The organism is Nonomuraea antimicrobica, from assembly GCF_039536965.1.
GTDB classification, from domain to species: domain Bacteria; phylum Actinomycetota; class Actinomycetes; order Streptosporangiales; family Streptosporangiaceae; genus Nonomuraea; species Nonomuraea antimicrobica.
The window spans coordinates 152,945-174,729 of sequence record NZ_BAAAZP010000049.1; the positions used below are offsets into that span (position 1 = coordinate 152,945).

Sequence of the window (21,785 nt, forward strand, 5' to 3'; positions counted from 1 at the left end):
CGGTGTCGGGGTTGACGAATCGCGCCTCGAGAGAGAGCCCACCATCTCCGTGGACGGAACCACCCGCCCCGCCTCTCTCTCCGGTGACCTTCACCCGTACGACGCGGGCGGGAGGAGAGAAGGTTGCTCGGCGGGGTCAGTTCTCGCTCTGCGGGTCGCCGGGCCAGGCCGGGACCTCACGGGACAGACGCTTGGTGTACTCGCGCTCTCCGAGCGCGGTCGCGGGCCCCTGCTGCAGACCTGGCGTGGCGGGCGTGCGGAAGCACGGGGCCGGGAACGAGACCGGACGCGCGTCCCTGGCCTCGCGTACGTCGAGGCGGGCCTCCAGCGCCCGCAGATTGCGCTCGGCCACGTCGATGGCCTCCAGACGGGCCGACATGTAACCGGCCACCCCGGGAATGACGGCCGACAACACCACAGCACAGGCCAGCGTGAAGGTCAGCTGCTTGGACATGCCCATCACAGTCCCTTCGCTCGCGTGGCGGCAAAGCGACTGATATATGCCCGCCGACCTGCACGGACACGCGCAGCGTGAGCAGGATTGGACAAGACGTTACCGAATTTGCACGGGACCGGCGATGCGGATTGACCGGGCAAACGGCCGGGTGGCTCGGTAGTCTCGCGGTGTGGCGCATGTGACCCGTGAGCACCTTGATCGTCTGCTTGAGCAGGCACTGCTGGCCGACGACCACAGTTCCCTGGCCAGTCGGCTGTACGACGTCGCGCTCGACTATTCGTCCGGCGACGTCTCCAGGGCATCCATCCTGGTCCTCGCCGCCGAGGAATGGCGAGCGGCCGGACAGCCCGCGCGCGCGATGGAGTGTTTCCAGCGCGCGGTCGAGGACGGCGGCGACGCGGGCTTCGATCCGCGTGCCGGCATCGCCGACACGCTCTTCGAGCTCGACCGGCCGGACGAGGCGAGGGAGGTCATCGAGACCATACGCGCGGAGGGCAACGTCTCCACGGCGACGGCTCACACGATCGCCGAGACGCTGGTGGCCTACGGCGATCTCCAAGGGGGGCTCGAATGGGCCACCCAGGCCGTCCTCAGGTGTGACGAGAACGACCCGGAGCAGGTGGCGCTGTTGCGTACCCGCTATCGCATCAGGGTCGATCTCGGGCTCCCCGAGGACGAGCTCGACGAGCTCGTCCCCTGAGACCGCGCGTACGGACGCCCGCCGGTGTGGTCACCGGCACGGCTCGCTGTGGCGTGCCCGAAATCGGGCGGGCTCCGAGCGGGCCGGTCTGGGCGGGCAGGTACGCGCGGGCGGGTCCGGAGGGGCCGCGGCCGGGCGACCGCGACCCCTCCGGCTATGGGACGCCGGGCGCGGCAGGCACGACCCGCGCCCGGACGAGGTGGCTCATCTCACAACCCGACGACTCCGGAGAGAGCGGGCCCGCCGGGAACGGCTCCGCTCGCGCGGAGCGGTCGGCTCACCGCGGCTCGCTCGTCAGGAGCGGGTGGGTCACTTCAGGCCGAGCTGCTGCGCCAGGCCGGTGAAGCCGGACACCACGAGCTCGCCACCCGGCAGCATCGAGGTGCCCTCGACGCTCTCCACGGCCTTCGGCAGCAGCTCGCCGATGACGTCCGCGCCGACCTCGCGCACCGGCTGCTTCAGGTCCAGCGGCGACTGGATCCCGGTGCCCGCGATGCGGTTCTGATGGGTGGCCTGGCCGAGCGACAGCTCGGCGGGCAGATTGGCGAGCTGCGGCTCCTGGGGCAGTGCGGGCAGTGCGGGCAGCTCGGGCAGCGACGGCAGCGCGGGCACGCCGGCCATCGTCGACAGGTCCTTCATCCCGAGAGGTCCCGGCACCATGGGGAACAGCGCCGGCGACGCCGAGGTCAGCGAGGGCATGCCCCACGTGGCCGCGACGCCGCCCAGGTCCGCCACGCCCAGCACCTCCTTGCCCGTGGCCAGGCCGGTCAGGCCGAGATGCCTGGCCAGGTCTCCGGCGGCCATGGCCAGCTTGTTGCTCTCCTTGGTGACCATCCGGCCGCTGCCGGGGCCTCCATCGTTCACGCGCAGCTTCGCGTGCTCGTCGCAGTACGAGGCGATGGCGGTGGGCGACAGCAGCGAGGGTTCGGTGCCGGGGCAGGACTGGGCCGTTGTGGGACCTGTGGACAGCCAGCAAACACCCGCGGTCAGAGCGGCCACCGCGATCATGCTTCGGATCTTCTGGAATGACACCGCACGTTCCCCTGATCGATTTCGGTGATCTGACGAACGCCGAACGTAGTCATAGTTCCGGGCAGGGGAAGGCGGCTTGTCCGAAGAGTGGGGCGAACCTTACCGAACGCGCGGCCCGATGACCCTGCCATGACACGCCGCCGTCGCACACCGCCGCCATGTTCCCTCCCGAGACACGGGAGCCCGGAGATCGTGGTGATCTCCGGGCTCTGCGGTCGAGGGCGCGGGCGGGTCAGGCCCCGCGTTGGACGAGCAACTCGTCGTCGCCCAGCTCGACCTTGACCTTGTCGCCGTCGACGACCTCGCCCGACAACACCGCCTTGGCCAGCTTGTCGCCGATGGCCGACTGGACCAGGCGGCGCAGCGGGCGGGCGCCGTAGAGCGGGTCGTAGCCGGTCAGGGCCAGCCACTCGCGGGCCGCCGGCGTGACCTCCAGCGTCAGCCTGCGGTCGGCCAGGCGCCGCGCCAGGCGTTCGACCTGGAGGTCGACGATCTGGGCCAGCTCCTCGGAGCCGAGCGCGTCGAAGAGGATCACGTCGTCGAGCCGGTTGAGGAACTCCGGCTTGAACGAGCTCCGCACCGCCCCCATGACCGCCTCGCGTTTGGCGCCGTTCTCCAGCTTGGGATCGACGAGGAACTGCGAGCCGATGTTGGAGGTGAGGATCAGGATCGTGTTGCGGAAGTCGACCGTGCGGCCCTGGCCGTCGGTCAGCCGCCCGTCGTCGAGCACCTGCAGCAGGATGTCGAACACCTCGGGATGGGCCTTCTCGACCTCGTCGAGCAGCACCACGGTGTACGGGCGCCGCCGCACGGCCTCGGTGAGCTGGCCGCCCTCCTCGTAGCCGACGTAGCCGGGAGGCGCGCCCACGAGCCTGGCCACGCTGTGCTTCTCGGAGTATTCGCTCATGTCGATGCGGGTCATCGCCCGCTCGTCGTCGAACAGGAACTCCGCCAGCGCCTTGGCCAGCTCGGTCTTGCCCACCCCCGTCGGCCCGAGGAACAGGAACGAGCCCGTCGGCCGGTCGGGGTCGGCGATGCCCGCGCGGCTGCGGCGTACGGCGTCGGAGACCGCCTGGACGGCCTGCCGCTGCCCGATGAGACGCCGGCCCAGCTCTCCCTCCATGCGCAGCAGCTTGACCGTCTCGGCCTCCAGCAGCCGCCCGGCCGGGATGCCGGTCCACGAGGAGATCACCTCGGCGATGTCGTCGGCGCCGACCTCCTCCTTGACCATCGCGTTGTCGGGCGGCGCGGCGTCGGAGGCGGACTTGAGCGCCTGCTCCAGCCGGGGCACCTCGGCGTACATCAGCCGGGAGGCCGCCTCGAAGTCGCCGTCGCGCTGGGCGCGTTCGGCCGCGCCGCGGGCCTCGTCGAGCTGCTTCTTCAGCTCGCCGACCTTGTTCAGCCCGGCCTTCTCGTGCTCCCAGCGGCCGACGAGGGCGTTGAGCTCCTCCTGGCGGTCGGCCAGCTCCTGGCGCAGGCGCTCGAGCCGCTGGACGGAGGCGTCGTCGGTCTCCTTCGACAGCGCCAGCTCCTCCATCTTCATCCGGTCGACGTTGCGCTGGAGCTGGTCGATCTCCACGGGACGGGAGTCGATCTCCATGCGCAGCCGCGAGGCGGCCTCGTCGACCAGGTCGATCGCCTTGTCGGGGAGGAAGCGGTTGGTGATGTAGCGGTCGGACAGCGCGGCGGCGGCCACCAGCGCGCCGTCGGCGATCTGCACCTGGTGGTGGGCCTCGTAGCGGCCCTTGAGCCCGCGCAGGATCGCGATGGTGTCCTCGACCGTGGGCTCGCCCACGTAGACCTGCTGGAAGCGGCGCTCCAGGGCCGGGTCCTTCTCGATGCGCTCGCGGTACTCGTCGAGCGTGGTCGCCCCGATCATGCGCAGCTCGCCGCGGGCCAGCATCGGCTTGAGCATGTTGCCGGCGTCCATCGCGCCCTCGGCGGCGCCCGCGCCGACGACGGTGTGCAGCTCGTCGATGAACGTCACGATCTGCCCGTCGCTCTCCTTGATCTCGGAGAGCACGGCCTTGAGCCGCTCCTCGAACTCGCCGCGGTATTTCGCGCCGGCCACCATCGCGCTCAGGTCGAGCGAGATGAGCCGCTTGTTGCGCAGCGACTCCGGCACGTCGCCGGCCACGATGCGCTGGGCCAGGCCCTCGACGACCGCGGTCTTGCCGACGCCGGGCTCGCCGATGAGCACCGGGTTGTTCTTGGTGCGGCGGCTGAGGACCTGGACCACGCGGCGGATCTCGCCGTCACGGCCGATGACCGGGTCGAGCTTGCCGCCGCGGGCGCGCTCGGTCAGGTCGACGCCGTACTTCTCCAGGGCCTGGTAGGTGTCTTCCGGGGTCTCGCTGGTGACCCGGGCGTGGCCGCGTACTTTCTCGAACGCGTCGAGCAGCGCCTGCGGCGCGGCGCCCTGCGACCTGAGCAGCTCGGCCGCCTGGCCCCCGTCGGCCGCCAGGCCGACCAGCAGGTGCTCGGTCGAGACGTAGAGGTCTTCGAGCCGCTTGGCGTGCTGGGCGGCGGTGTTGAGCACGGTCAGGAGCTGGCGGGAGCTCGACGGCGCCCCCACCGTCGCGCCCTGCGCCTTGGGCAGCGTGGCGAGCTGCTCCTCCGTACGGGCCCGCAGCGTGCGCCAGTCGGCGCCGACGGCCTCCAGCAGCGGCACGGCGGTGCCGCCGGTCTGCGAGAGCAGCGTGGTCAGCAGGTGAGCCGGGGCGATCTCCGGGTTGCCCTCCGCGGCGGCGCGGCGCATGGCACCCGAGAGCGCTTCCTGGCTCTTCTGGGTGAGCTTGTAGTCCATTCCTTCTAGGCCCCCGGTGGCAGCTCGTAACGGATCAGCGCTCTGACCATCCGCATCTCGGCGCGCAGGCGGTGAACCTCCTCACGCAGCCGCAGAGCTTCGTTCTCGAGCTCGAGAATCCGCTTGATCCCCGCGAGGTTGATGCCCTCTTCCTGGGAGAGCCGCTGCACCTCGCGGAGCTGGATGATGTCTCTCGTGGAGTAGAGGCGGCCGCGCCCCGCGGTGCGGCCAGGGCTGACCAGCCCGAGCCGGTCGTACTGGCGCAGCGTCTGCGGGTGGAGCCCAGAGAGCTGCGCGGCCACCGAGATCACATAGACAGGGGTGTCGTCTGACAGGTCGAAATAGTTGGCGTCCATCGGCTTACTCGCTTCTGGCTCGCTGAATCAGCTCGGCCCGCGGGTCGTCGCCCGCGGTCGCGGTGTTGAACTCGGTGAGGAGCTCGCGCGACTTGTCATCGAGTGTCTTCGGCACGAGCACCTCGACGGTGGCGAGCAGGTCGCCCTTGGCGCCGTCTTTTCTGGTGACGCCCCTGCCCCGCACCCGGAACGTGCGCCCGTTGGGCGTGCCCGTGGGAATGCGCAGCGTGACCGGCATGCCCTTGAGGGTCGGGACCTTGATCTCGGCCCCCAGAGCGGCCTCCGTGAACGTCACCGGCACGGTGATCGTCAGGTTGTCGCCCGCCCTGCCGAACACGGCGTGCGGCTTGACGTGGGTCTGGATGTAGAGGTCGCCCGCCGGGCCGCCGTTCTCGCCGGGCGCGCCCTTGGCCTTGAGCTTGACGCGCTGGCCGTCGGCCACACCCGCCGGGATGCGGGCCTGGATGGTACGGGTGCTCTTGGCCCGGCCGTTGCCCTCGCACACGGGGCAGGGGTCGTCCACGAGCAGCCCGCGGCCCTTGCAGTCGCGGCAGGGCTCGGAGAAGGCGAAGTTGCCCAGGTTGCGGCTGGCCGCGCCGGTGCCCTCACAGGTGGGGCAGACCCTGGGGGTCGTGCCCGCCTTGGCCCCGGTGCCGCTGCACGCGGTGCAGGCGGCCGAACTGGTCAGCCGGAGAGACACGGTGGTGCCCTCGACCGCTTCGGTGAACGTCAGCGTGACCTCGGACTCGATGTCCTGGCCACGCCGCGGCCGGGTCGTGCTGGTGGTGCGGCCGGTGGTGCCGCCCCGGTTGAACAGCCCGCCGAACAGGTCGCCGAGCCGCTCACCCGCACTGTGGCCGGAGCTCTGCTGGCTGGTGCCGCCGAACAGGTCACCGAAGTCGAACGGGAAACCGCCACCGCCCGCCCGCTGGCCGCCCACCCCCGACCCGAACAGCGTGCGCGCCTCGTCGTACTCCTTGCGGCGCTTGCCGTCGGACAGGACGTCGTAAGCCTCCGAGACCTCCTTGAACTTGGTCTCCTTGGTCGCGTCGCCCTGGTTGGTGTCGGGGTGGTATTGCCTGGCCAGCTTCCGGTAGGCCTTCTTGATCTCCTCGGCGGTGGCGGTCTTGGGCACACCAAGGACGGCGTAGTAGTCCTTTTCCAGGTAGTCCTTGGTGCTCATCACGGCCCTTCGTCCTTGTGATCAGTTTTCTTCGTCGTCATTGGACGCCACGGGAGCGTCCTCGGGTTCGGCGACGGCCACTCGCGCGGGGCGGAGCACCCTGTCACCCATCCGGTATCCAGGCTGCAACACTTCCACGGCGGTGGGCTCGGTCACGTCGGGCGAATAGCTGTGCATCAGCGCCTCGTGCACGGTCGGGTCGAACGGGTCGCCCTTCTGCCCGAAAGCGCTGAGGCCGAGCTTGGTGAGCGTCGACTCCAGCGACTCGGCCACCTTCGCGAAGCCGCCGTTCAGCTCGCCGTGGTCGCGCGCCCTGCCGATGTCGTCGAGCATGGGCAGCAGCTCGGCGAGCACTCCCGCGACCGCCTGCTCGCGGACCGCCACGCGGTCGCGCTCGACCCTCCTGCGGTAGTTGGTGTACTCCGCCTGAAGGCGCTGCAGGTCAGCGGTCCGCTCGGCGAGCTGGGCCGCCAGCTCGCCGTCCAGCGGCTCGAGAGCCTCGGCCGCCTCCTCCTGCGGTGGGGCCGGGGGCTGCTCTCTGACCTGGCCCGTCTCCGGGTCGATCTTCCGGTTGTCGCGGATCACCGGCTCCTCGTGCCCGTTTTCGCGCGCCGGCATCACTGGTCCTTCTTCGGCTGGTCGTCGTCCACGATCTCGGCCTCGACCACGTCGTCATCGGCCTTCTGGCCCTGACCGGCGGTGGCGTCCTGAGGGGCGCCCTCGGGGGTGCCGCCCTGCTGGGCCTGGCTCGCGGCGTAGATGGCCGAGCCCATCTTCTGGCTGACCGTGGCGAGCTTTTCCGCCGAGGTGCGGATGACGTCGGTGTCGGTGCCCTCCAGAGCCTTCTTCAGCTCGGTCAGGGCGTCGTTGACCTCGGTCTTGATGTCGCCGGGGACCTTGTCGTCGTTCTCGCGGAGGAACTTCTCCGTCTGGTAGGCGAGCCCGTCGGCGTTGTTGCGGACCTCGGCCTCCTCGCGGCGCTTCTTGTCCTCCTCGGCGTACGACTCGGCCTCGCGCATCATCCGCTCGATGTCGTCCTTCGGCAGCGCGGAGCCGCCGGTGATCGTCATCGTCTGCTCCTTGCCCGTGCCCAGGTCCTTGGCGGAGACGTTGACGATGCCGTTGGCGTCGATGTCGAAGGTGACCTCGATCTGCGGGATGCCGCGCGGCGCCGGCGCGATGCCGGTCAGCTCGAACGTGGCCAGCTTCTTGTTGTACGAAGCGATCTCGCGCTCGCCCTGGTAGACCTGGATCTGCACCGACGGCTGGTTGTCCTCGGCCGTGGTGAAGACCTCGGAGCGCTTGGTCGGGATCGTGGTGTTGCGCTCGATGATCTTGGTGAAGATGCCGCCCTTGGTCTCGATGCCCAGCGACAGCGGGGTCACGTCGAGCAGCAGGACGTCCTTGACCTCGCCCTTGAGCACACCGGCCTGCAGCGCCGCGCCGATGGCGACGACCTCGTCGGGGTTGACGCCCTTGTTGGGCTCCTTGCCGCCGGTCAGCTCCTTCACCAGCTCGGAGACGGCGGGCATGCGGGTCGAGCCACCGACGAGCACCACGTGGGCGATGTCGGCGACCTTGATGCCGGCGTCCTTGATGACCTGGTGGAACGGGCCCTTGGTGCGCTCGAGCAGGTCGGCCGTCAGCCGCTGGAACTCGCTGCGCGTGAGCTTCTCGTCGAGGTGCAGCGGGCCCTCGGAGGAGGCCGTGATGTAGGGCAGGTTTATGTTGGTCTCGGACTGGCTGGACAGCTCGATCTTGGCCTTCTCGGCCGCCTCGCGCAGACGCTGGAGCGCCATCTTGTCCTTGGCCAGGTCGACGCCGTGCGCGTTCTGGAAGCGCTTGACCAGCTCGTCGACGACGCGCTGGTCCCAGTCGTCACCGCCGAGGTGGTTGTCGCCGGAGGTGGCCTTGACCTCGACGAAGCCGTGGCCGTCTTCCTGGCCGACGTCGAGCAGCGACACGTCGAAGGTGCCGCCACCGAGGTCGAAGACCAGGATCGTCTGGTCCTGCTCCTTGTCGAGCCCGTAGGCGAGGGCCGCCGCGGTCGGCTCGTTGATGATGCGGAGCACGTTGAGGCCCGCCACCGTGCCGGCCTCCTTGGTGGCCTGGCGCTGGGCGTCGTTGAAGTAGGCGGGAACCGTGACCACCGCGTCGGTGATCTTCTCGCCCAGGTACGCCTCCGCGTCCTGCTTGAGCTTCTGCAGCACGAACGCGCTGATCTGCTGGGGCGAGAACTTCTTCCCGTCGATCTCCTGGGACCAGCTCGTGCCCATCTCCCGCTTGACCGAGCGGATCGTCCGGTCCACATTGGTGACGGCCTGCCGCTTGGCGACCTCACCGACCAGAACCTCGCCGTTCTTCGCGAAGGCGACCACGGACGGCGTGGTCCGCGAGCCCTGCGCGTTGGCGATGACGGTGGGCTCACCGCCCTCGAGGATCGAGACGACGGAGTTGGTCGTCCCAAGGTCGATACCTACCGCACGTGCCATGAGTACGTCCTTGTAGTCAAAGTTGAGTCGATTGGACTCAACCTATGGATGCGTGTCGTCTTTGTCAAACGACTTGAGCCTACTCGACTCAACCTGGGTGAGCGCGAAAGCATTCCCGCTCGGACGGGGGAACAGGAGTGATTCCGCGCACCACGGGTCGCGAGGACGGGGTGCCGGTGGCTCATGGCGGCCCGGGCCGGACCGGGCGGCATGGGCGGACCCCCGGCGCGGTGGGTGTGCGGCCGGGGGTCCGCGTGGGTGGTGGCTCAGGCGGCGAGGTCGGAGGAGCGGGAACCGGGCAGGCGGGAGCCGCCGACGGGTTCCACTCGGAGCGGGACCTCACGGTGCCGTGGGCGCCGCGGTGTCCTGATCGATGTATCGCAACAAATCGATCATTTGTCACTGGGGATGTCCGGATACGGACAGGTCACGCTTTGGCGCCGTCGACCACCTTGCGCTTGCCCAGGGCCTTCTTGAGCGTGACCGTGGTGGTCTTCTCGATCGCGATCATGATGCACGAGACGTTCCTGGCCTTGGGCGAGGTGCCCTCGTACAGGGTGATCGTGACCTTCTTGCTCGTCTCCGTCACCTTGACGCGGTCCAGCACCGTGCACGGCGCCACCCCGGACCACCAGGTGAGCTGGATCTTCTTGCCCTTCGAGACCGGCTTGGCCTTGGTCCAGCGGACCTTGTGGACGTTGATGGCGTCGCCCGTCGGCTTGACCGGCTCGGGAGCCTTCGTGGGGGTGGTGGTGACCGGCTTCGACACGACCGGGGGCTTCGCCGGGGCCGAGGAGGCGGCCCGCTCGACCGGCGGGGCCGTGCCGCAGCTCGTGGCGAGCACCAGAGATCCGGCCAGGAGAGTCGCTGTCATAGTCCGCATACCCCTACGACGGATCACGCCCGCCGCCGGTTCAGCGTGATCTGGCGTGGAACCGCGGGCGTTTACGCCCGGGAGGAAACGACAGCGCGGGAGGGCTCCCAGGCTCGGGCGGTGCTCTGACAGTCGGTCTGTGTGGGTAGCTCAGCCTGGCCGCTTCTGGTTCTCGATGTACTCCTTGATGATTGACAGGGGTGCCCCGCCGCAGGACGCGGCGAAATACGAGGGGGACCAGAAATGGCCGCCCCACAGATACCGGCGGAGGTGGACGGGAAACTCCTTGCGCAGCAGCCGCGCCGAGACGCCCTTGAGAGAGTTGACCAGTGTCGAGAGCGCCGCCTTGGGTGGATGGTGCGCAAGCAGGTGGGCATGGTCGTGCTCGCCGTTGAACTCCACCAGCGTGGCATCGAAGCTGTCGCACACCTCGATCATGATGTCTTCGCAGCGGCGCAGGATCTCGTCGGTGAACACCTTGCGCCGGTATTTGGGCGTGAAGACCACATGAGCATGCAGGCTGTAGATCACGCTACGGCCGCGCCGGACATCGGGGTTGGGTTCCCAGCGCGGTGACATGGACCTGACGATAGTGTGTTCGATTGTGAAACTGGTGGTGCAGGTGAAGCTCCTGCCGACGTCGCAGCAGGCGGCGGCGCTGGAAGCCACCCTGGACGCCAACCTGGCCGCCGGGAACCTGGGCAAGCCCGGATCGCCGCGCCGGGTCAAAATCGAAGCCCAGCCGATCTCCTTCCGATCGCTGGCGGCCCAGCCGTATGACGACCGGTGCCTGTCCTGGCAGCACGATGCGCGGACGGTGTCGATCTGGACAACCGCCGGGCGGCTGAAAGGGGTGGCCTTCACCGGCTCGGCGCAGCAACTGGCGCTGCTGGCCGTCCATCGACGCGGTGAGTCGGATCTGATCTGCCGGGACGGGATGTGGTTCCTGTATGCCACGGTCGAGGTGGCCGACCAGCCGCTGTCGCAACCGGACGGCTTCGTCGGGGTGGATCTGGGTATCGCCAACATCGCTACCACCTCCGATGGGGCCCGTCATTGCGGCAAGGGCCTGAACGCGGTCCGCCACCGTCATCGCCGACTCTGCCGCCGCCTGCAGACCAAGCAGACCAAGTCCGCCAAACGGCTGCTGAAACGACGGCGTCGTAGCGAGGCGCGGTTCGCCGCGAATGTCAACCACATCATCGCCAAAAGCATCGTGACCGAGGCAGAACGCACCGGGCGCGGGATCGCTCTGGAGGATCTCCAGGGCATCCGCGAACGGGTACGGCTTCGCACGCCCCAGCGGGTCACGCTGCACTCCTGGAGTTTCCACCAGCTCGGAGCTTTCATCGCCTACAAAGCGGTCCGGGCAGGAGTGGCGGTGATTCTCGTGGATGCGGCCTACACCTCACAGCAGTGCTCGCACTGTGGGCATGTGGACAAGCGTAACCGGCCTGACCAGGCCACCTTCTCGTGTACGTCGTGCGGTTTCGCTGAGCACGCCGACGTCAACGCAGCCCGGAACATCGCCTCACGCGGTGAGACGGGCTGGGCAGTGAGTCACGCTGCCTGACGCGGACCGGACCGTCGAAGCCATCGACGGCGAGGAGCTGCAAGCTCGGCCGTTTTACGGCCGAGAAGCTGACAGATTAGGGTGGTTCGCGTGCTGCGACAGGCCATGCTCGCCCTCTCCAGGAGTCGTCGTGCCGAGCGGCTCGTCACCACCTCGCCGCTGACCGCCGACGTGGTCAGGCGCTACGTGGCCGACGACGTCGGCGCCGCGGTCGGCGAGCTGACCCGCAGGGGCCTGCTGGTGACCGTCGACCGCCTCGGCGAGGACGCGACCGACGAGGCGCAGGCCGAGGCCGCCGTCGCCGCCTACCTGTCGCTGCTGCGCCTGCTGCCCGCCGGCGCCGACGTGTCGGTCAAGCTGACGGCCCTGGGGCTGCGGCTGTCGCAGCGGCTCGCGACCGCCAACGCCGCCGCCATCTGCGCCGCCGCGGCCGGCGACGGCGTGACCGTGACCCTCGACGCCGAGGAGCACGACACCGTCGCCGGGCTGCACGCCGTGCACGCCGCGCTGCGCAAGGACCACGCCGACGTGGGCGTGGTGGTGCAGGCGTACCTGCCCGACTCGCTCGACCGGTGCGAGCGGCTCGACGGGGCCCGCGTACGCCTGTGCAAGGGGGCCTACACCGCGCCCGGCGGCCACACCAGGCCGATCGACATCGACCGCTCCTTCGTACGGTGCCTGAAGGTCCTCATGGCCGGCACCGGCTACCCCATGGTCGCCACGCACGACCCCAGGCTGCTGCGGATCGCCTCCACGCTCGCCGTCCTGCACGGCCGCGACGCGACCGGCTTCGAATACCAGATGCTGTACGGCGTCCGCCCCGACGAGCAGCTCCGCCTGACGGGGCTCGGGGCCCGGATGCGCGTCTACGTCCCGTACGGGTCCGACTGGTACGCCTACCTCATGCGCCGCCTGGCCGAACGCCCCCGCAACCTGACCTTCTTCCTGCGCTCGCTCGTGTCGCGGCACTGACGGGAGCCCCTCTCCGCCCGGAGCGTCCGAGGTCAGGGGCGTCAGCGGATAGGCTGCCAGATCAGCGTCTAGTTCATCGAGGGGCGAAATGATCGCGATTCTGGGCACGGGCAAGATGGGCGAGGCCCTGCTGTCCGGGCTGTTGCGGGCCGGGTTCAAGCCCGGCGACCTCATGGTGACCACCCGCAGGGCCGAGCGGGCCCAGGCGCTGCGCGAGACGTACGGCGTGCGCGCCGTGTCGAACGCCGAGGCCGCCAAGGCCGCCGACACCCTCATCCTGGCCGTCAAGCCCCAGGACATGGGGACACTGCTGGCCGAGATCGCCCCCTTCGTCGGCGCCGAGCGCCTGGTGATCAGCGCGGCGGCCGGCATCACGACGGCCTTCGTCGAGCAGCGGCTCGGCGTCGAGGTGCCCGTGGTGCGGGTCATGTCCAACACGCCGATCAGGTTCGACGAGGCGATGAGCGTCATCTCGGCGGGCGCGCACGCGGGCGAGGAGCACCTGAGGCTCGCCGAGGGGCTGCTGGAGCCGGTGGGCAAGGTGCTGCGCATCCCCGAGTCGCAGCAGGACGCCGCCACCGCGCTCTCCGGCAGCGGCCCCGCCTACTTCTTCTACCTGGTCGAGGCCATGGTCGACGCGGGCATCCTGCTCGGCATGCCGCGGGCGGCGGCGCTCGACATGGTCACGCAGTCGATCGTGGGGGCCGCGGTGATGTTGCGCGACTCCGGCGAGCATCCGGTGATTCTGCGCGAGGCGGTCACCTCGCCGGGCGGCACGACGATCGCGGCCATCGCGGAGCTGGAGCGGCACAGTGTGCGCGCCGCGTTCCTGGCCGCCATCGAGGCCGCCCGCGACCGCGGCCGTGAACTCGCCGCCGGCTGAGCGGACTCGCTGCCGGTTGAGCGGTCTCGCGGCCGGTTGAGCGCGTCCGGCGGCTGGAGCGGCTCACGCGTCGCGGCGCTGGAGCAGGACGGCCCCCACGATCAGGGCCACCGCTATCCAGGCGAGGTAGACCGCGTACCCGCTCCACGGCCCCAGCGAGCCGTTGCTCCCGCCGGAGACGATGAGCTGGCCGGCGTTGGTGGTGAAGTGTTCGGACACCGTCCTGCCCCACGTGCCGGGGAGCTGGGTCGACACCGTGGGCAGCACCATGATCAGCGCGATGGCCGACACGATCGCGCCCGGCGTGTGCCTGATCAGCGTGCCGAGCCCCAGCCCGAACAGCCCGCAGGCGGCCAGGTAGAGGCCCGATCCGAGCGCGGCGCGCACCACCTCGGACGCCTCCACCGACGGCGGCTGGAGGATCACCAGACCGGCGGCGATCGCGCCGGCGGACGCGACCACGCAGACGACCAGCGAGATCGCCACGAACACCACGATCTTGCCGGTCAGCAGGCTCAGCCGCTTCGGCACGGCCATGAGCGAGGTGCGGATGCCTCCGGTGCGGTACTCGCTGGAGATCACCAGGACGCCCAGGGTGGCCATGGACAGCGAGGCGAAGATGCCGCCGTTGAGGCTCGACATGATCGCGTCACCTCCCGGGACCGGCCCCTGGGCCGAGCTCTTGAGCGAGAAGCCGATGAGGACCGCGAAGCCCAGCATCAGCAGGGCGGTGACCACCAGGGTCCACACCGTCGAACGCACCGAGCGGATCTTGGTCCATTCGGACCTGAGAATGTTGATCATGAGGAGAACTCCAGGCTGTCCTTGGTCAGCTCCATGTACGCCGCCTCGAGCGAGGGCGGCACGAACGTCAGCTCCTCCAGCGGCAGCCCGGCCCGTGCCGTGAGGGTGCCGATCTCGAGGGTGTTCATCGCGGTCACCCGCAGGTGGTCGGGGTGCAGCTCGCCCACCTTGACCAGCTCGGCGACCTCGGCCAGGCGGGGCGAGCGGACGCGTACGTAGCCCTGGGAGCTGCGCCCGATGAACTCCCGCACGCTCGTGTCGGCGATGAGCCGGCCTCGGCCGATCACGATCAGGTGGTCGGCCGTCTGCGCCATCTCGCTCATCAGGTGACTGGAGACGAAGACGGTCCGCCCTTCGGCCGCCAGTTTGCGCATGAGCGTGCGGATCCAGAGGATGCCGTCGGGGTCGAGCCCGTTGACGGGCTCGTCGAACAGCAGGATCTCGGGGTCACCGAGCAGCGCCGCGGCGATGCCCAGCCGCTGCGACATGCCCAGCGAGAACCCGCCCACCCGCCGCTTGGCCACCTCGCGCAGGCCGACGATGTCCAGCACCTCGCCCACGCGCCGGTCCGGGATGCCGTTGCTCTGCGCGATGGCCAGCAGGTGGTTGCGGGCGCTGCGCCCGCCGTGCACGGCCTTGGCGTCGAGCAGCGCGCCCACCTTGCGCAGCGGGTGCCGCAGCTCCGCGTACGGCCGTCCGCCCACGAGCACCGAGCCGCCCGAGGGACGGTCGAGCCCGAGGATCATGCGCATGGTGGTCGACTTGCCCGCGCCGTTGGGGCCGAGGAAGCCGGTCACCTGACCGGGCTCGACGTCGAACGACAGGTCCGCCACGGCGACGGTGGCGCCGTAACGCTTGCTCAGGCTCGTTGCCCGTATCGCGGTCATGGCACCCAGCGTGCCGTCGCGGGTGTCGCTTTTCTTCCTGCCGGGGAACCGTTTCCGCGGCGGCGGGGTAGGACCCTGGTCCTACTCTCCTGGGTGGATCAGCCCGGCCTCGTAGGCCACGATCACGGCCTGCGCCCGGTCCCTGACGCCGATCTTGGCGAACAGGTTCGTCACGTGGTTCTTGACGGTCGAGGGGGAGACGGCCAGGTCTTCCGCGATCTCCGCGTTCGACCTGCCGCGGGCGATGAGCACGAGGATCTCCCGCTCGCGCTCGGTGAGCCCGGCCAGCGCGACAGGCGTCTGACGGGGCGGCGGGGTGCGGACGAACGTGCCGATGAGCCGGGTCAGCAGCCGCGGCGCGACGGCCGACTCGCCGCGGTGCACCACGCGTACGCCCTCGATCAGCTCCTCGGGGGAGACGTCTTTGGGCAGGAACCCGTCGGCGCCCGCGCGCAGCGCCGCGACCACGTTCTCGTCCAGGTCGAACGTGCTCAGGGCGAGCACCCGCACCCCCGGCAGCTCGGCGGTGATCTGCTCGGTCGCGCGCACGCCGTCGAGGCCCGGCATGTGCAGGTCCATCAGCACCACGTCGGGACGCAGCCGCCTGCTCAGCTCCACCGCCTGCTCGCCGTCCGCCGCCTCGCCGACCACGTCGAGGTCGGGCTGCGCGTCGAGCATGAGCCTGAAGCCCATGCGCACGAGCGCGTGGTCGTCGGCCAGCAGGATCCTGATCCCCGCTCCGGGGAGCTTCTCCGTGGCGGTCAATGTCGTCTCCAGCGGGATGTGGGCGTGCACGCGGAATCCTCCCTCGGGACGAGGGCCCGTGGTGAGCCGGCCGCCGCACAGGGCCACCCGCTCGGCCATGCCGCCGAGCCCGAACCCCGGCGTGCCGTGGCCCAGGGCGAGGCCGTCGTCGAGCACCTCGACCTCCACGGCGGCGGGCTCGTAGACCAGGCGGACGCTGGCCCTGGCGCCGGTCGCGTGCTTGCGGGTGTTGGTCAGCGCCTCCTGGACGATCCGGTAGACCGCGTGGTCGACGGCGGCGGGCAGCTCGACCGGCTCGCCTGTCACGGTCAGGCTCGCGGGCAGGCCCGCAGAACCGGCCTCCTTGATCAGTGCGGGCAGTCGTTCCGCGCCGACCCCGGTCGCGGCGTCCGGGCCCTCGTTGCCGTCGGCCCTGAGCACGTCGAGCAGGCGGCGCATCTCCGACATCGCCTGGCGGGCGGTCTGCTCGGCGCTCTCCAGCGCGCCCCTGGTGACGTCGTGACCGGGCGGGAGCGTGGCCCGCGCGCCGCCGACCAGCGCGTTGATCACGGTGATGTGGTGCGCAACCACGTCGTGCAGCTCCCTGGCGATGCGCCGCCGCTCGGCGCGTACCGCCGCCTCGGCGACCTCGTGCCTGCCGCGCTCGTTGAGCTCGATCCTGAGCCGGACGAACTGCCCGGCCCCCACGAACACGCCGACCGTGAACAGGGCCGCCAGCCAGCCGCCCTGCGCCCGCAGGCCCACCTCCATGACGACGGCGTAGAAGGCGTAGGCGATGGCCGTGGCGATCGCGGTGGTGCGGCCGATGGTGTAGCGGCCCAGGCTGTACATGGCGATGGCGGTGGGCAGGTTGGTGAAGACGATGGTCTGCGTCAGGATGGCCACGGAGTCGATGGCGGTCACCGCGGCGGCCGTCACGATCGGGTGGCGGCGGCGCACGAGCAGGCACACCATGGCGAGCAGATAGTGCACCAGGGTCAGGGAGTCTCCCACCGTGCCCCGGGCGGTCAGGGCGACGAGCGCGATGAGCGCAGGCAGGGCGAGCACGGCCACCAGCGTCCGGTCGAAGACCTTCGGACGCCGGAAGAACCGCACGGTCTTCATGAAGGCCCGCGCCACGCGCACGCCCAAACACTAAAACACCGCTGCTCCGAGCCGGGCCCGGCGGCGAACCCGGGCTTCAACCCGGTGTCTGCGCTGCGGTAACGTCTGCGCAAGGCGAGGGACACGCGGAGGGGTTGGCATGAGCCGGTCGGCACGGGTGATCTGGGACGACGCTCTCACCTCCTACAACTTCGGGCCCAGCCATCCGCTGGCGCCCGTGCGCGTCGAGCTGACCATGGCGCTCGCCCGTGAGCTGGGCGTGCTCGACAAGGTCGAGATGGCCGGCTGCGTCCCCGCGAGCGACGACGAGCTGGCCATGGTGCACGACCGCGGCTACATCGAGGCCGTCAAGCGCGTGTCCGCCTCGGGCCTGCCCGACCCCGCCGCCGGGCTCGGCACCTCCGACAACCCCGCGTTCAAGGGCGTGCACGAGGCGTCGGCGCTGATCGCCGGCGCTTCGCTGGCCGCCGCCCGCTCGGTCTGGGAGGGCTCGGCCGAGCACGCGGTCAACGTCGCCGGCGGGCTGCACCACGCGATGCCGGCCCTGGCCAGCGGGTTCTGCGTCTACAACGACCCGGCCCTGGCCATCGCCTGGCTGCTGGAGCAGGGGGTGGGCCGCATCGCGTACGTGGACGTCGACGTCCACCACGGCGACGGCGTGCAGACGGTGTTCTACGACGACCCCAGGGTGCTGACGATCAGCCTGCACGAGAGCCCGCGCACGCTGTTCCCCGGCACGGGCTTCCCCGAGGAGACCGGGGCCGACGGCACGGCCGTCAACGTGGCGCTCCCGGCCGGCTGCGGCGACTCCGGCTGGCTGCGGGCCTTTCACGCGGTCGTGCCGCCGCTGCTGCACGAGTTCGGGCCGGAGATCCTGGTGACCCAGCACGGCTGCGACAGCCACGCGCTCGACCCCCTGGCCAACCTCATGCTCAGCGTCGACGGCCAGCGTGCCGCGTACGCCGCCCTGCACCGCCTGGCGCACGAGACGGCCGGCGGGCGGTGGATCGCGACCGGCGGGGGCGGCTATGAGCTGGTGCAGGTGGTGCCGCGGGCGTGGACCCATCTCATCGCCGAGATGGCCGGTCACCCGATCGACCCCGACACGCCGACGCCCCCGGACTGGCGCCAGTTCGTACGGGACAGGACGGGGGAGCTGCCACCCCTCACGATGACGGACGGTCGAAATCCGGAATTTCGTGACCTGTCTGGTGGTTATGATCCAGCGGACCCCATTGACCGTGCGGTCATGGCGACCCGGCAAGCGGTGTTCCCCCTGCACGGCCTCGATCCGATGCCCTGACGAGGAAAAAAGCAGTGCTCACCCGCGACGAACTCCGAGATCAGCTTGTCCACAGCCGGATAGCCGGCGATGTCGCGACCTCCCGGGAGAACAACCTCGACCACTACAGCTCGCTGGCCAACGGCGACCCCTACTACGCGCTGGGGTTGACGTTCGACCAGCCGTGGTCGTACCGCGACATTCTCTCGCTCATGGCCAAGTCCGCGGGCGTGGTCTCCGATCCCGGCCACCGCTGGGGCCAGGACACCATCGATCCCGACCTGACGATCGACGCGATCGACGCGATGGCCGAGCGCATCGCCACGGTGCTGTCGCGGCCGAGCCCGCGCATCCTCTTCGCCACCGGCCACCCCACCGGTCTGCTGGCCGTCCACCTGCCGCTGGCCGCCCTCTGCGTGGCCAGGGGCGCGGTGCTGCTGACGCCCGGCGAGGGGTGGACGTACGCGGGGTCGGGGTTCGGGCGCCCTAGGGGGATCAGGTACCTGCAGGAGATCGCCATGCTCGACGACAAGGGCGCTCTCGTGCACACCCACGACGCGGCCCCGATGCGGCACATGCTCGCCGAGCTCGACGGAGATCTTCCCGACCTGGTGATCGCCGACCACGGCTGGGCGGGGGCGGCAGGGGAGGCCGGCGTGTCGACGGTGGCGTTCGCCGACTGCAACGACCCCGGGCTGTTCCTCGGTGAGGCCGAGGGCAAGATTGATGTGGTCGTGCCGCTTGACGACAACGTGCTACCGCGTCATTACGCTCCGCTGACCGAGAGACTGGTCACACAGGTCTCACGAGCCCTTTGAGTCGAAATCGGTCATCCCCATACTGTCTTTTCGCGCCTGCATTCCAAGAGGCTCGCTGTCCCTTTGCCAACTTTTGATGGGCCTCCGGCGACTCTTATGTGAGGCGACTTGGACAGTTCCAACGTCCAGGTGAGGTGCTCGGCCAGGCTGCTGGCCAGCGACTTCGCTGGTTCGGCTGACATGTGGCTCCGTCAACTGAGAAAATAGGGGGTTTGCGCACTCGGAGTCCCGACTTACGCTGACGGCAGTACACGTGCGTGAGCAATGGCACCAGTGGGGATAACCCGGAAACACGTGCGGAAGAGGCGTCCGATGGGTGCAGGCGAAAGACCTCTCAGCGAGGTGAAGTTCCTGACAGTCGCAGAAGTGGCGACGGTCATGAGGGTGTCCAAGATGACGGTGTACCGGCTCGTGCACTCTGGCGAGTTGCCGGCCATCCGTGTCGGCCGGTCGTTCAGGGTGCCTGAGCAGGCGGTACACGACTATCTACGGGAGGCCTACATCGAGGCAGGTTGATGTAGCGACACGCCCGGTCGTGTCGTGAGTGCTGTCGCGGGAGAGGCCCGGCCGACGCTGGTACGGCCGGGCGCTCACCCCCCAATGGGCGATCTACCGTGGATCGCCGGTAGTCTGTGAGCCGGTGTGCGCTCGCACTCCGATTCAGACGTGCTATCAGTACCTGGGGGTCCCGTGGGCTCTGTCATCAAGAAGCGCCGCAAGCGGATGGCTAAGAAGAAGCACCGCAAGCTGCTCAAGAAGACGCGCATCCAGCGGCGTAACAAGAAGTAACCGACGCTGCTGCGAGGCGCTGATGACCCACACCGTGCTCGTCACCGGGGTCTCGCGCCACATAGGCGCCCGCGTGGCGAGTGTTCTGGCGGCTGATCCCGGTATCGGCCGCGTCATCGGAGTGGACACCGTGCCGCCCCCCTCGCTCACGCGAGACGGCGGCATCACGCTCGGGCGGACGGAGTTCGTCCGGGTGGATCTGCGCAGCCCCGACATCGCCCAGGTGATCGCGGCCGCGGACATCGACACCGTGGTGCACATGAGCCTGGTCAGCGCTCCGTCGAAGAGCGGTGGCAGGGCGGCCATGAAAGAGCACAACGTCATCGGCACCATGCAGTTGCTCGGTGCGTGCCAGCGGTCGGCGACCGTGCGGCGCGTGGTGGTCCGCTCCACCACCGCCGTCTACGGCTCGTCCCCCCGTGATCCCGCGGTGTTCACCGAGGACCTCGAGCCCAACGAGGGCCCCGTCCACGGTTACGCCAAAGACGCGGCCGAGGTCGAAAGCTACGTGCGCGGTTTCGCGCGGCGTCGTCCCGACGTGACGGTGTCGCTGCTGCGCTTCGTCAACTTCATGGGCCCTGGTGTCGACTCGCCGCTGACGCGTTACTTCACCCAGCCGGTGCTGCCGACCGTGTTCGGCTTCGATCCGCGGCTGCAGTTCGTCCACGAGGACGACGCGGTCGAGGTGCTGCGCCGGATGGCGACCGAGGATCACCCCGGCACGTTCAACGTGGCCGGGGCGGGTGTGCTGCTGCTGTCGCAGTGCGCCAGGAGGGCGGGGCGGCCGTCGTTGCCGCTGGTCTCGCCCGCCTTCAAGGTGCTCGGCGGTGCCGTGCGCCGGCTCGGCCTGGTCGAATACTCGCCCGAGCAGGTCAGGCTGATGAGCCACGGCCGCGCGGTCGACGCCTCCAGGCTGGAGGCCGAGCTGGGCTGGAGGCCCAAGTTCAGCACCGGTGCCGCCTACGACGACTTCCTGCGTTCCCGCGGCCTGCGGCCGATCGGGGGTGCGCGCGTGTGAACGTTCCCCATGGGGAGCACGAGGGGCGGACGGCCCGCGTGATCCCGATCAGCGCGGCGCCGTCGTTCGAGGAGTCCGAGCCCATGGCCAGGCTGCTGGCCTTCCTGGAGCGGCGCGTCAGGGGCGACTACGAGGTCGACGAGTTCGGCTACGACGCCGAGCTGACCGACAAGGTCGTGCTCGAGCTGATCAGGCCGCTCTACAACCGCTGGTTCCGGGTGGAGACCCGCGAGCGGGAGCACGTCCCCGACGACAGCGGCGCCCTCATCGTCGCCAACCACTCCGGCACGCTGCCGATGGACGCGCTGATGTTGCAGGTGGCCATGCACGACGAGGTCGGCCGGCCGCTGCGGCTGCTCGGCGCCGACCTGGTCTACCAGTTGCCCGTGCTCAGCCACCTGGCCCGCAAGACGGGCCACACGCTGGCCTGCCCTGAGGACGCCGACCGGCTGCTGCGCAAGGGCGAGGTGGTCGGGGTGTTCCCCGAGGGGTTCAAGGGCGTCGGCAAGCCCTACTCCGAGCGGTACAAGCTCCAGCGCTTCGGCCGCGGCGGCTTCGTGTCGTCGGCGATCCGCGCCGGGGTGCCCATCGTGCCCACCGCGATCGTGGGGGCCGAGGAGATCTATCCCAAGATCGGCGACCTGCGGCTCGTGGCCAGGATGCTGGGGCTGCCCTATCTGCCGATCACGCCGTTCTTCCCGCTGCTGGGGCCGCTCGGGCTGGTGCCGCTGCCGTCGAAGTGGATGATCGAGTTCGGCGAGCCGATCCGTACCGACGAGTTCGAGCCGGCCGCGGCCGACGACCCCATGCTGGTCTTCAACCTCACCGACCACGTGCGCGAGGTCATCCAGCAACTGCTCAACGAGCTGCGGCTGCGCAGGGGCCACGCCTTCCCGCCCTTTCTCTGAGCGTCCGGATTCTCCGAACGCGGATGCGCAACCCCGCGGGATCCCCCGGTGTTCTCTGAGCGATCTGATCGGACACCGAAGG

Annotated in this window: 20 protein-coding genes and 3 pseudogenes; 10 read left to right on the forward strand and 13 right to left on the reverse strand. The window is 69.8% G+C overall.

Translation table 11 applies throughout. The features are described 5' to 3' along the window. Positions 1-136 precede the first annotated feature (136 nt). On the reverse strand, positions 137-454 hold the full coding sequence (locus ABD844_RS13920; RefSeq protein WP_344876789.1) for a hypothetical protein: 318 nt from the start codon (positions 452-454) through the stop codon (positions 137-139). A 172-nt stretch (positions 455-626) separates the two neighbouring features. On the opposite strand from ABD844_RS13920, the gene ABD844_RS13925 reads away from it, so the two are divergent. Next, positions 627-1,157, forward strand: a complete 531-nt coding sequence (locus tag ABD844_RS13925; protein ID WP_344876791.1) for a tetratricopeptide repeat protein — start codon at positions 627-629, stop codon at positions 1,155-1,157. 309 nt (positions 1,158-1,466) lie between these two features. On the opposite strand, the gene ABD844_RS13930 is transcribed toward ABD844_RS13925, so the two are convergent. From ABD844_RS13930 to tnpA, 8 genes and pseudogenes are all read right to left on the reverse strand, one after another. Beyond that, positions 1,467-2,165, reverse strand: a complete 699-nt coding sequence (locus ABD844_RS13930; protein ID WP_344876793.1) for a hypothetical protein — start codon at positions 2,163-2,165, stop codon at positions 1,467-1,469. Positions 2,166-2,421: 256 nt separating this feature from the next. Then, positions 2,422-4,995 carry an ATP-dependent chaperone ClpB gene (gene clpB / locus ABD844_RS13935; protein ID WP_344876795.1) on the reverse strand — a complete coding sequence of 858 codons (2,574 nt, stop codon included), beginning with the start codon at positions 4,993-4,995 and terminating at the stop codon, positions 2,422-2,424. Between the two features lie 32 nt (positions 4,996-5,027). After that, positions 5,028-5,351 (reverse strand): annotated as a pseudogene (locus ABD844_RS13940) (heat shock protein transcriptional repressor HspR); the annotation flags it as partial. Positions 5,352-5,355: 4 nt separating this feature from the next. Then, entirely contained in the window at positions 5,356-6,534 is a 1,179-nt protein-coding gene (gene dnaJ / locus ABD844_RS13945; RefSeq protein WP_344876797.1) for a molecular chaperone DnaJ, read from the reverse strand. Between the two features lie 21 nt (positions 6,535-6,555). Next, positions 6,556-7,152 (reverse strand): nucleotide exchange factor GrpE, encoded by a 597-nt coding sequence (gene grpE / locus ABD844_RS13950; protein ID WP_344876799.1) that lies wholly within the window; start codon positions 7,150-7,152, stop codon positions 6,556-6,558. Next, positions 7,152-9,026, reverse strand: a complete 1,875-nt coding sequence (gene dnaK, locus ABD844_RS13955) for a molecular chaperone DnaK (protein WP_344876801.1) — start codon at positions 9,024-9,026, stop codon at positions 7,152-7,154. The genes grpE and dnaK overlap by 1 nt, the downstream gene beginning before the upstream one ends. 427 nt (positions 9,027-9,453) lie before the next feature. Beyond that, positions 9,454-9,900: a hypothetical protein gene (locus ABD844_RS13960; RefSeq protein WP_344876803.1), complete on the reverse strand. Its 447-nt coding sequence runs from the start codon at positions 9,898-9,900 to the stop codon at positions 9,454-9,456. 150 nt (positions 9,901-10,050) lie between these two features. After that, positions 10,051-10,479, reverse strand: a complete 429-nt coding sequence (gene tnpA, locus ABD844_RS13965; protein WP_344876805.1) for an IS200/IS605 family transposase — start codon at positions 10,477-10,479, stop codon at positions 10,051-10,053. A gap of 25 nt (positions 10,480-10,504) precedes the next feature. On the opposite strand from tnpA, the gene ABD844_RS13970 reads away from it, so the two are divergent. The 3 genes and pseudogenes from ABD844_RS13970 to proC form a co-directional block, all read left to right on the forward strand. After that, positions 10,505-11,473, forward strand: coding sequence for an RNA-guided endonuclease InsQ/TnpB family protein (locus tag ABD844_RS13970; protein ID WP_425568554.1), 969 nt, complete (start codon positions 10,505-10,507; stop codon positions 11,471-11,473). 90 nt (positions 11,474-11,563) lie between these two features. After that, a complete protein-coding gene (locus ABD844_RS13975) occupies positions 11,564-12,445 on the forward strand; it encodes a proline dehydrogenase family protein (protein ID WP_344876809.1) in 882 nt (293 codons plus the stop codon). A gap of 70 nt (positions 12,446-12,515) precedes the next feature. Continuing rightward, positions 12,516-13,328 (forward strand): annotated as a pseudogene (proC, locus tag ABD844_RS13980) (pyrroline-5-carboxylate reductase); the annotation flags it as partial. A gap of 63 nt (positions 13,329-13,391) precedes the next feature. On the opposite strand, the gene ABD844_RS13985 reads toward proC, so the two are convergent. The 4 genes and pseudogenes from ABD844_RS13985 to ABD844_RS14000 form a co-directional block, all read right to left on the reverse strand. Further along, positions 13,392-14,132 (reverse strand): ABC transporter permease, encoded by a 741-nt coding sequence (locus ABD844_RS13985; RefSeq protein ID WP_344876811.1) that lies wholly within the window; start codon positions 14,130-14,132, stop codon positions 13,392-13,394. Beyond that, the gene (locus ABD844_RS13990; RefSeq protein ID WP_344876813.1) at positions 14,129-15,019 is read right to left on the reverse strand and encodes an ABC transporter ATP-binding protein; all 891 of its coding nucleotides are present in this window, start codon (positions 15,017-15,019) and stop codon (positions 14,129-14,131) included. The genes ABD844_RS13985 and ABD844_RS13990 overlap by 4 nt, the downstream gene beginning before the upstream one ends. Positions 15,020-15,100: 81 nt before the next feature. Then, entirely contained in the window at positions 15,101-15,751 is a 651-nt protein-coding gene (locus ABD844_RS13995; protein WP_344877066.1) for a response regulator, read from the reverse strand. Positions 15,752-15,802: 51 nt separating this feature from the next. Beyond that, a pseudogene (locus ABD844_RS14000) lies at positions 15,803-16,888 on the reverse strand (sensor histidine kinase); the annotation flags it as partial. 139 nt (positions 16,889-17,027) lie between these two features. On the opposite strand from ABD844_RS14000, the gene ABD844_RS14005 reads away from it, so the two are divergent. From ABD844_RS14005 to ABD844_RS14030, 6 genes are all read left to right on the forward strand, one after another. After that, positions 17,028-18,191, forward strand: coding sequence for an acetoin utilization protein AcuC (locus ABD844_RS14005; RefSeq protein ID WP_344876815.1), 1,164 nt, complete (start codon positions 17,028-17,030; stop codon positions 18,189-18,191). Positions 18,192-18,205: 14 nt separating this feature from the next. Continuing rightward, positions 18,206-18,988, forward strand: coding sequence for a phosphatase (locus ABD844_RS14010; RefSeq protein WP_344876817.1), 783 nt, complete (start codon positions 18,206-18,208; stop codon positions 18,986-18,988). A gap of 312 nt (positions 18,989-19,300) precedes the next feature. Continuing rightward, positions 19,301-19,504 carry a helix-turn-helix domain-containing protein gene (locus ABD844_RS14015; RefSeq protein WP_026214222.1) on the forward strand — a complete coding sequence of 68 codons (204 nt, stop codon included), beginning with the start codon at positions 19,301-19,303 and terminating at the stop codon, positions 19,502-19,504. Between the two features lie 174 nt (positions 19,505-19,678). Further along, positions 19,679-19,777 carry a 30S ribosomal protein bS22 gene (locus tag ABD844_RS14020; RefSeq protein ID WP_018654693.1) on the forward strand — a complete coding sequence of 33 codons (99 nt, stop codon included), beginning with the start codon at positions 19,679-19,681 and terminating at the stop codon, positions 19,775-19,777. 22 nt (positions 19,778-19,799) lie between these two features. Further along, on the forward strand, positions 19,800-20,795 hold the full coding sequence (locus ABD844_RS14025; RefSeq protein WP_344876819.1) for an NAD-dependent epimerase/dehydratase family protein: 996 nt from the start codon (positions 19,800-19,802) through the stop codon (positions 20,793-20,795). Beyond that, a complete protein-coding gene (locus tag ABD844_RS14030; RefSeq protein WP_425568555.1) occupies positions 20,792-21,703 on the forward strand; it encodes a lysophospholipid acyltransferase family protein in 912 nt (303 codons plus the stop codon). The genes ABD844_RS14025 and ABD844_RS14030 overlap by 4 nt, the downstream gene beginning before the upstream one ends. Positions 21,704-21,785: the final 82 nt, after the last annotated feature.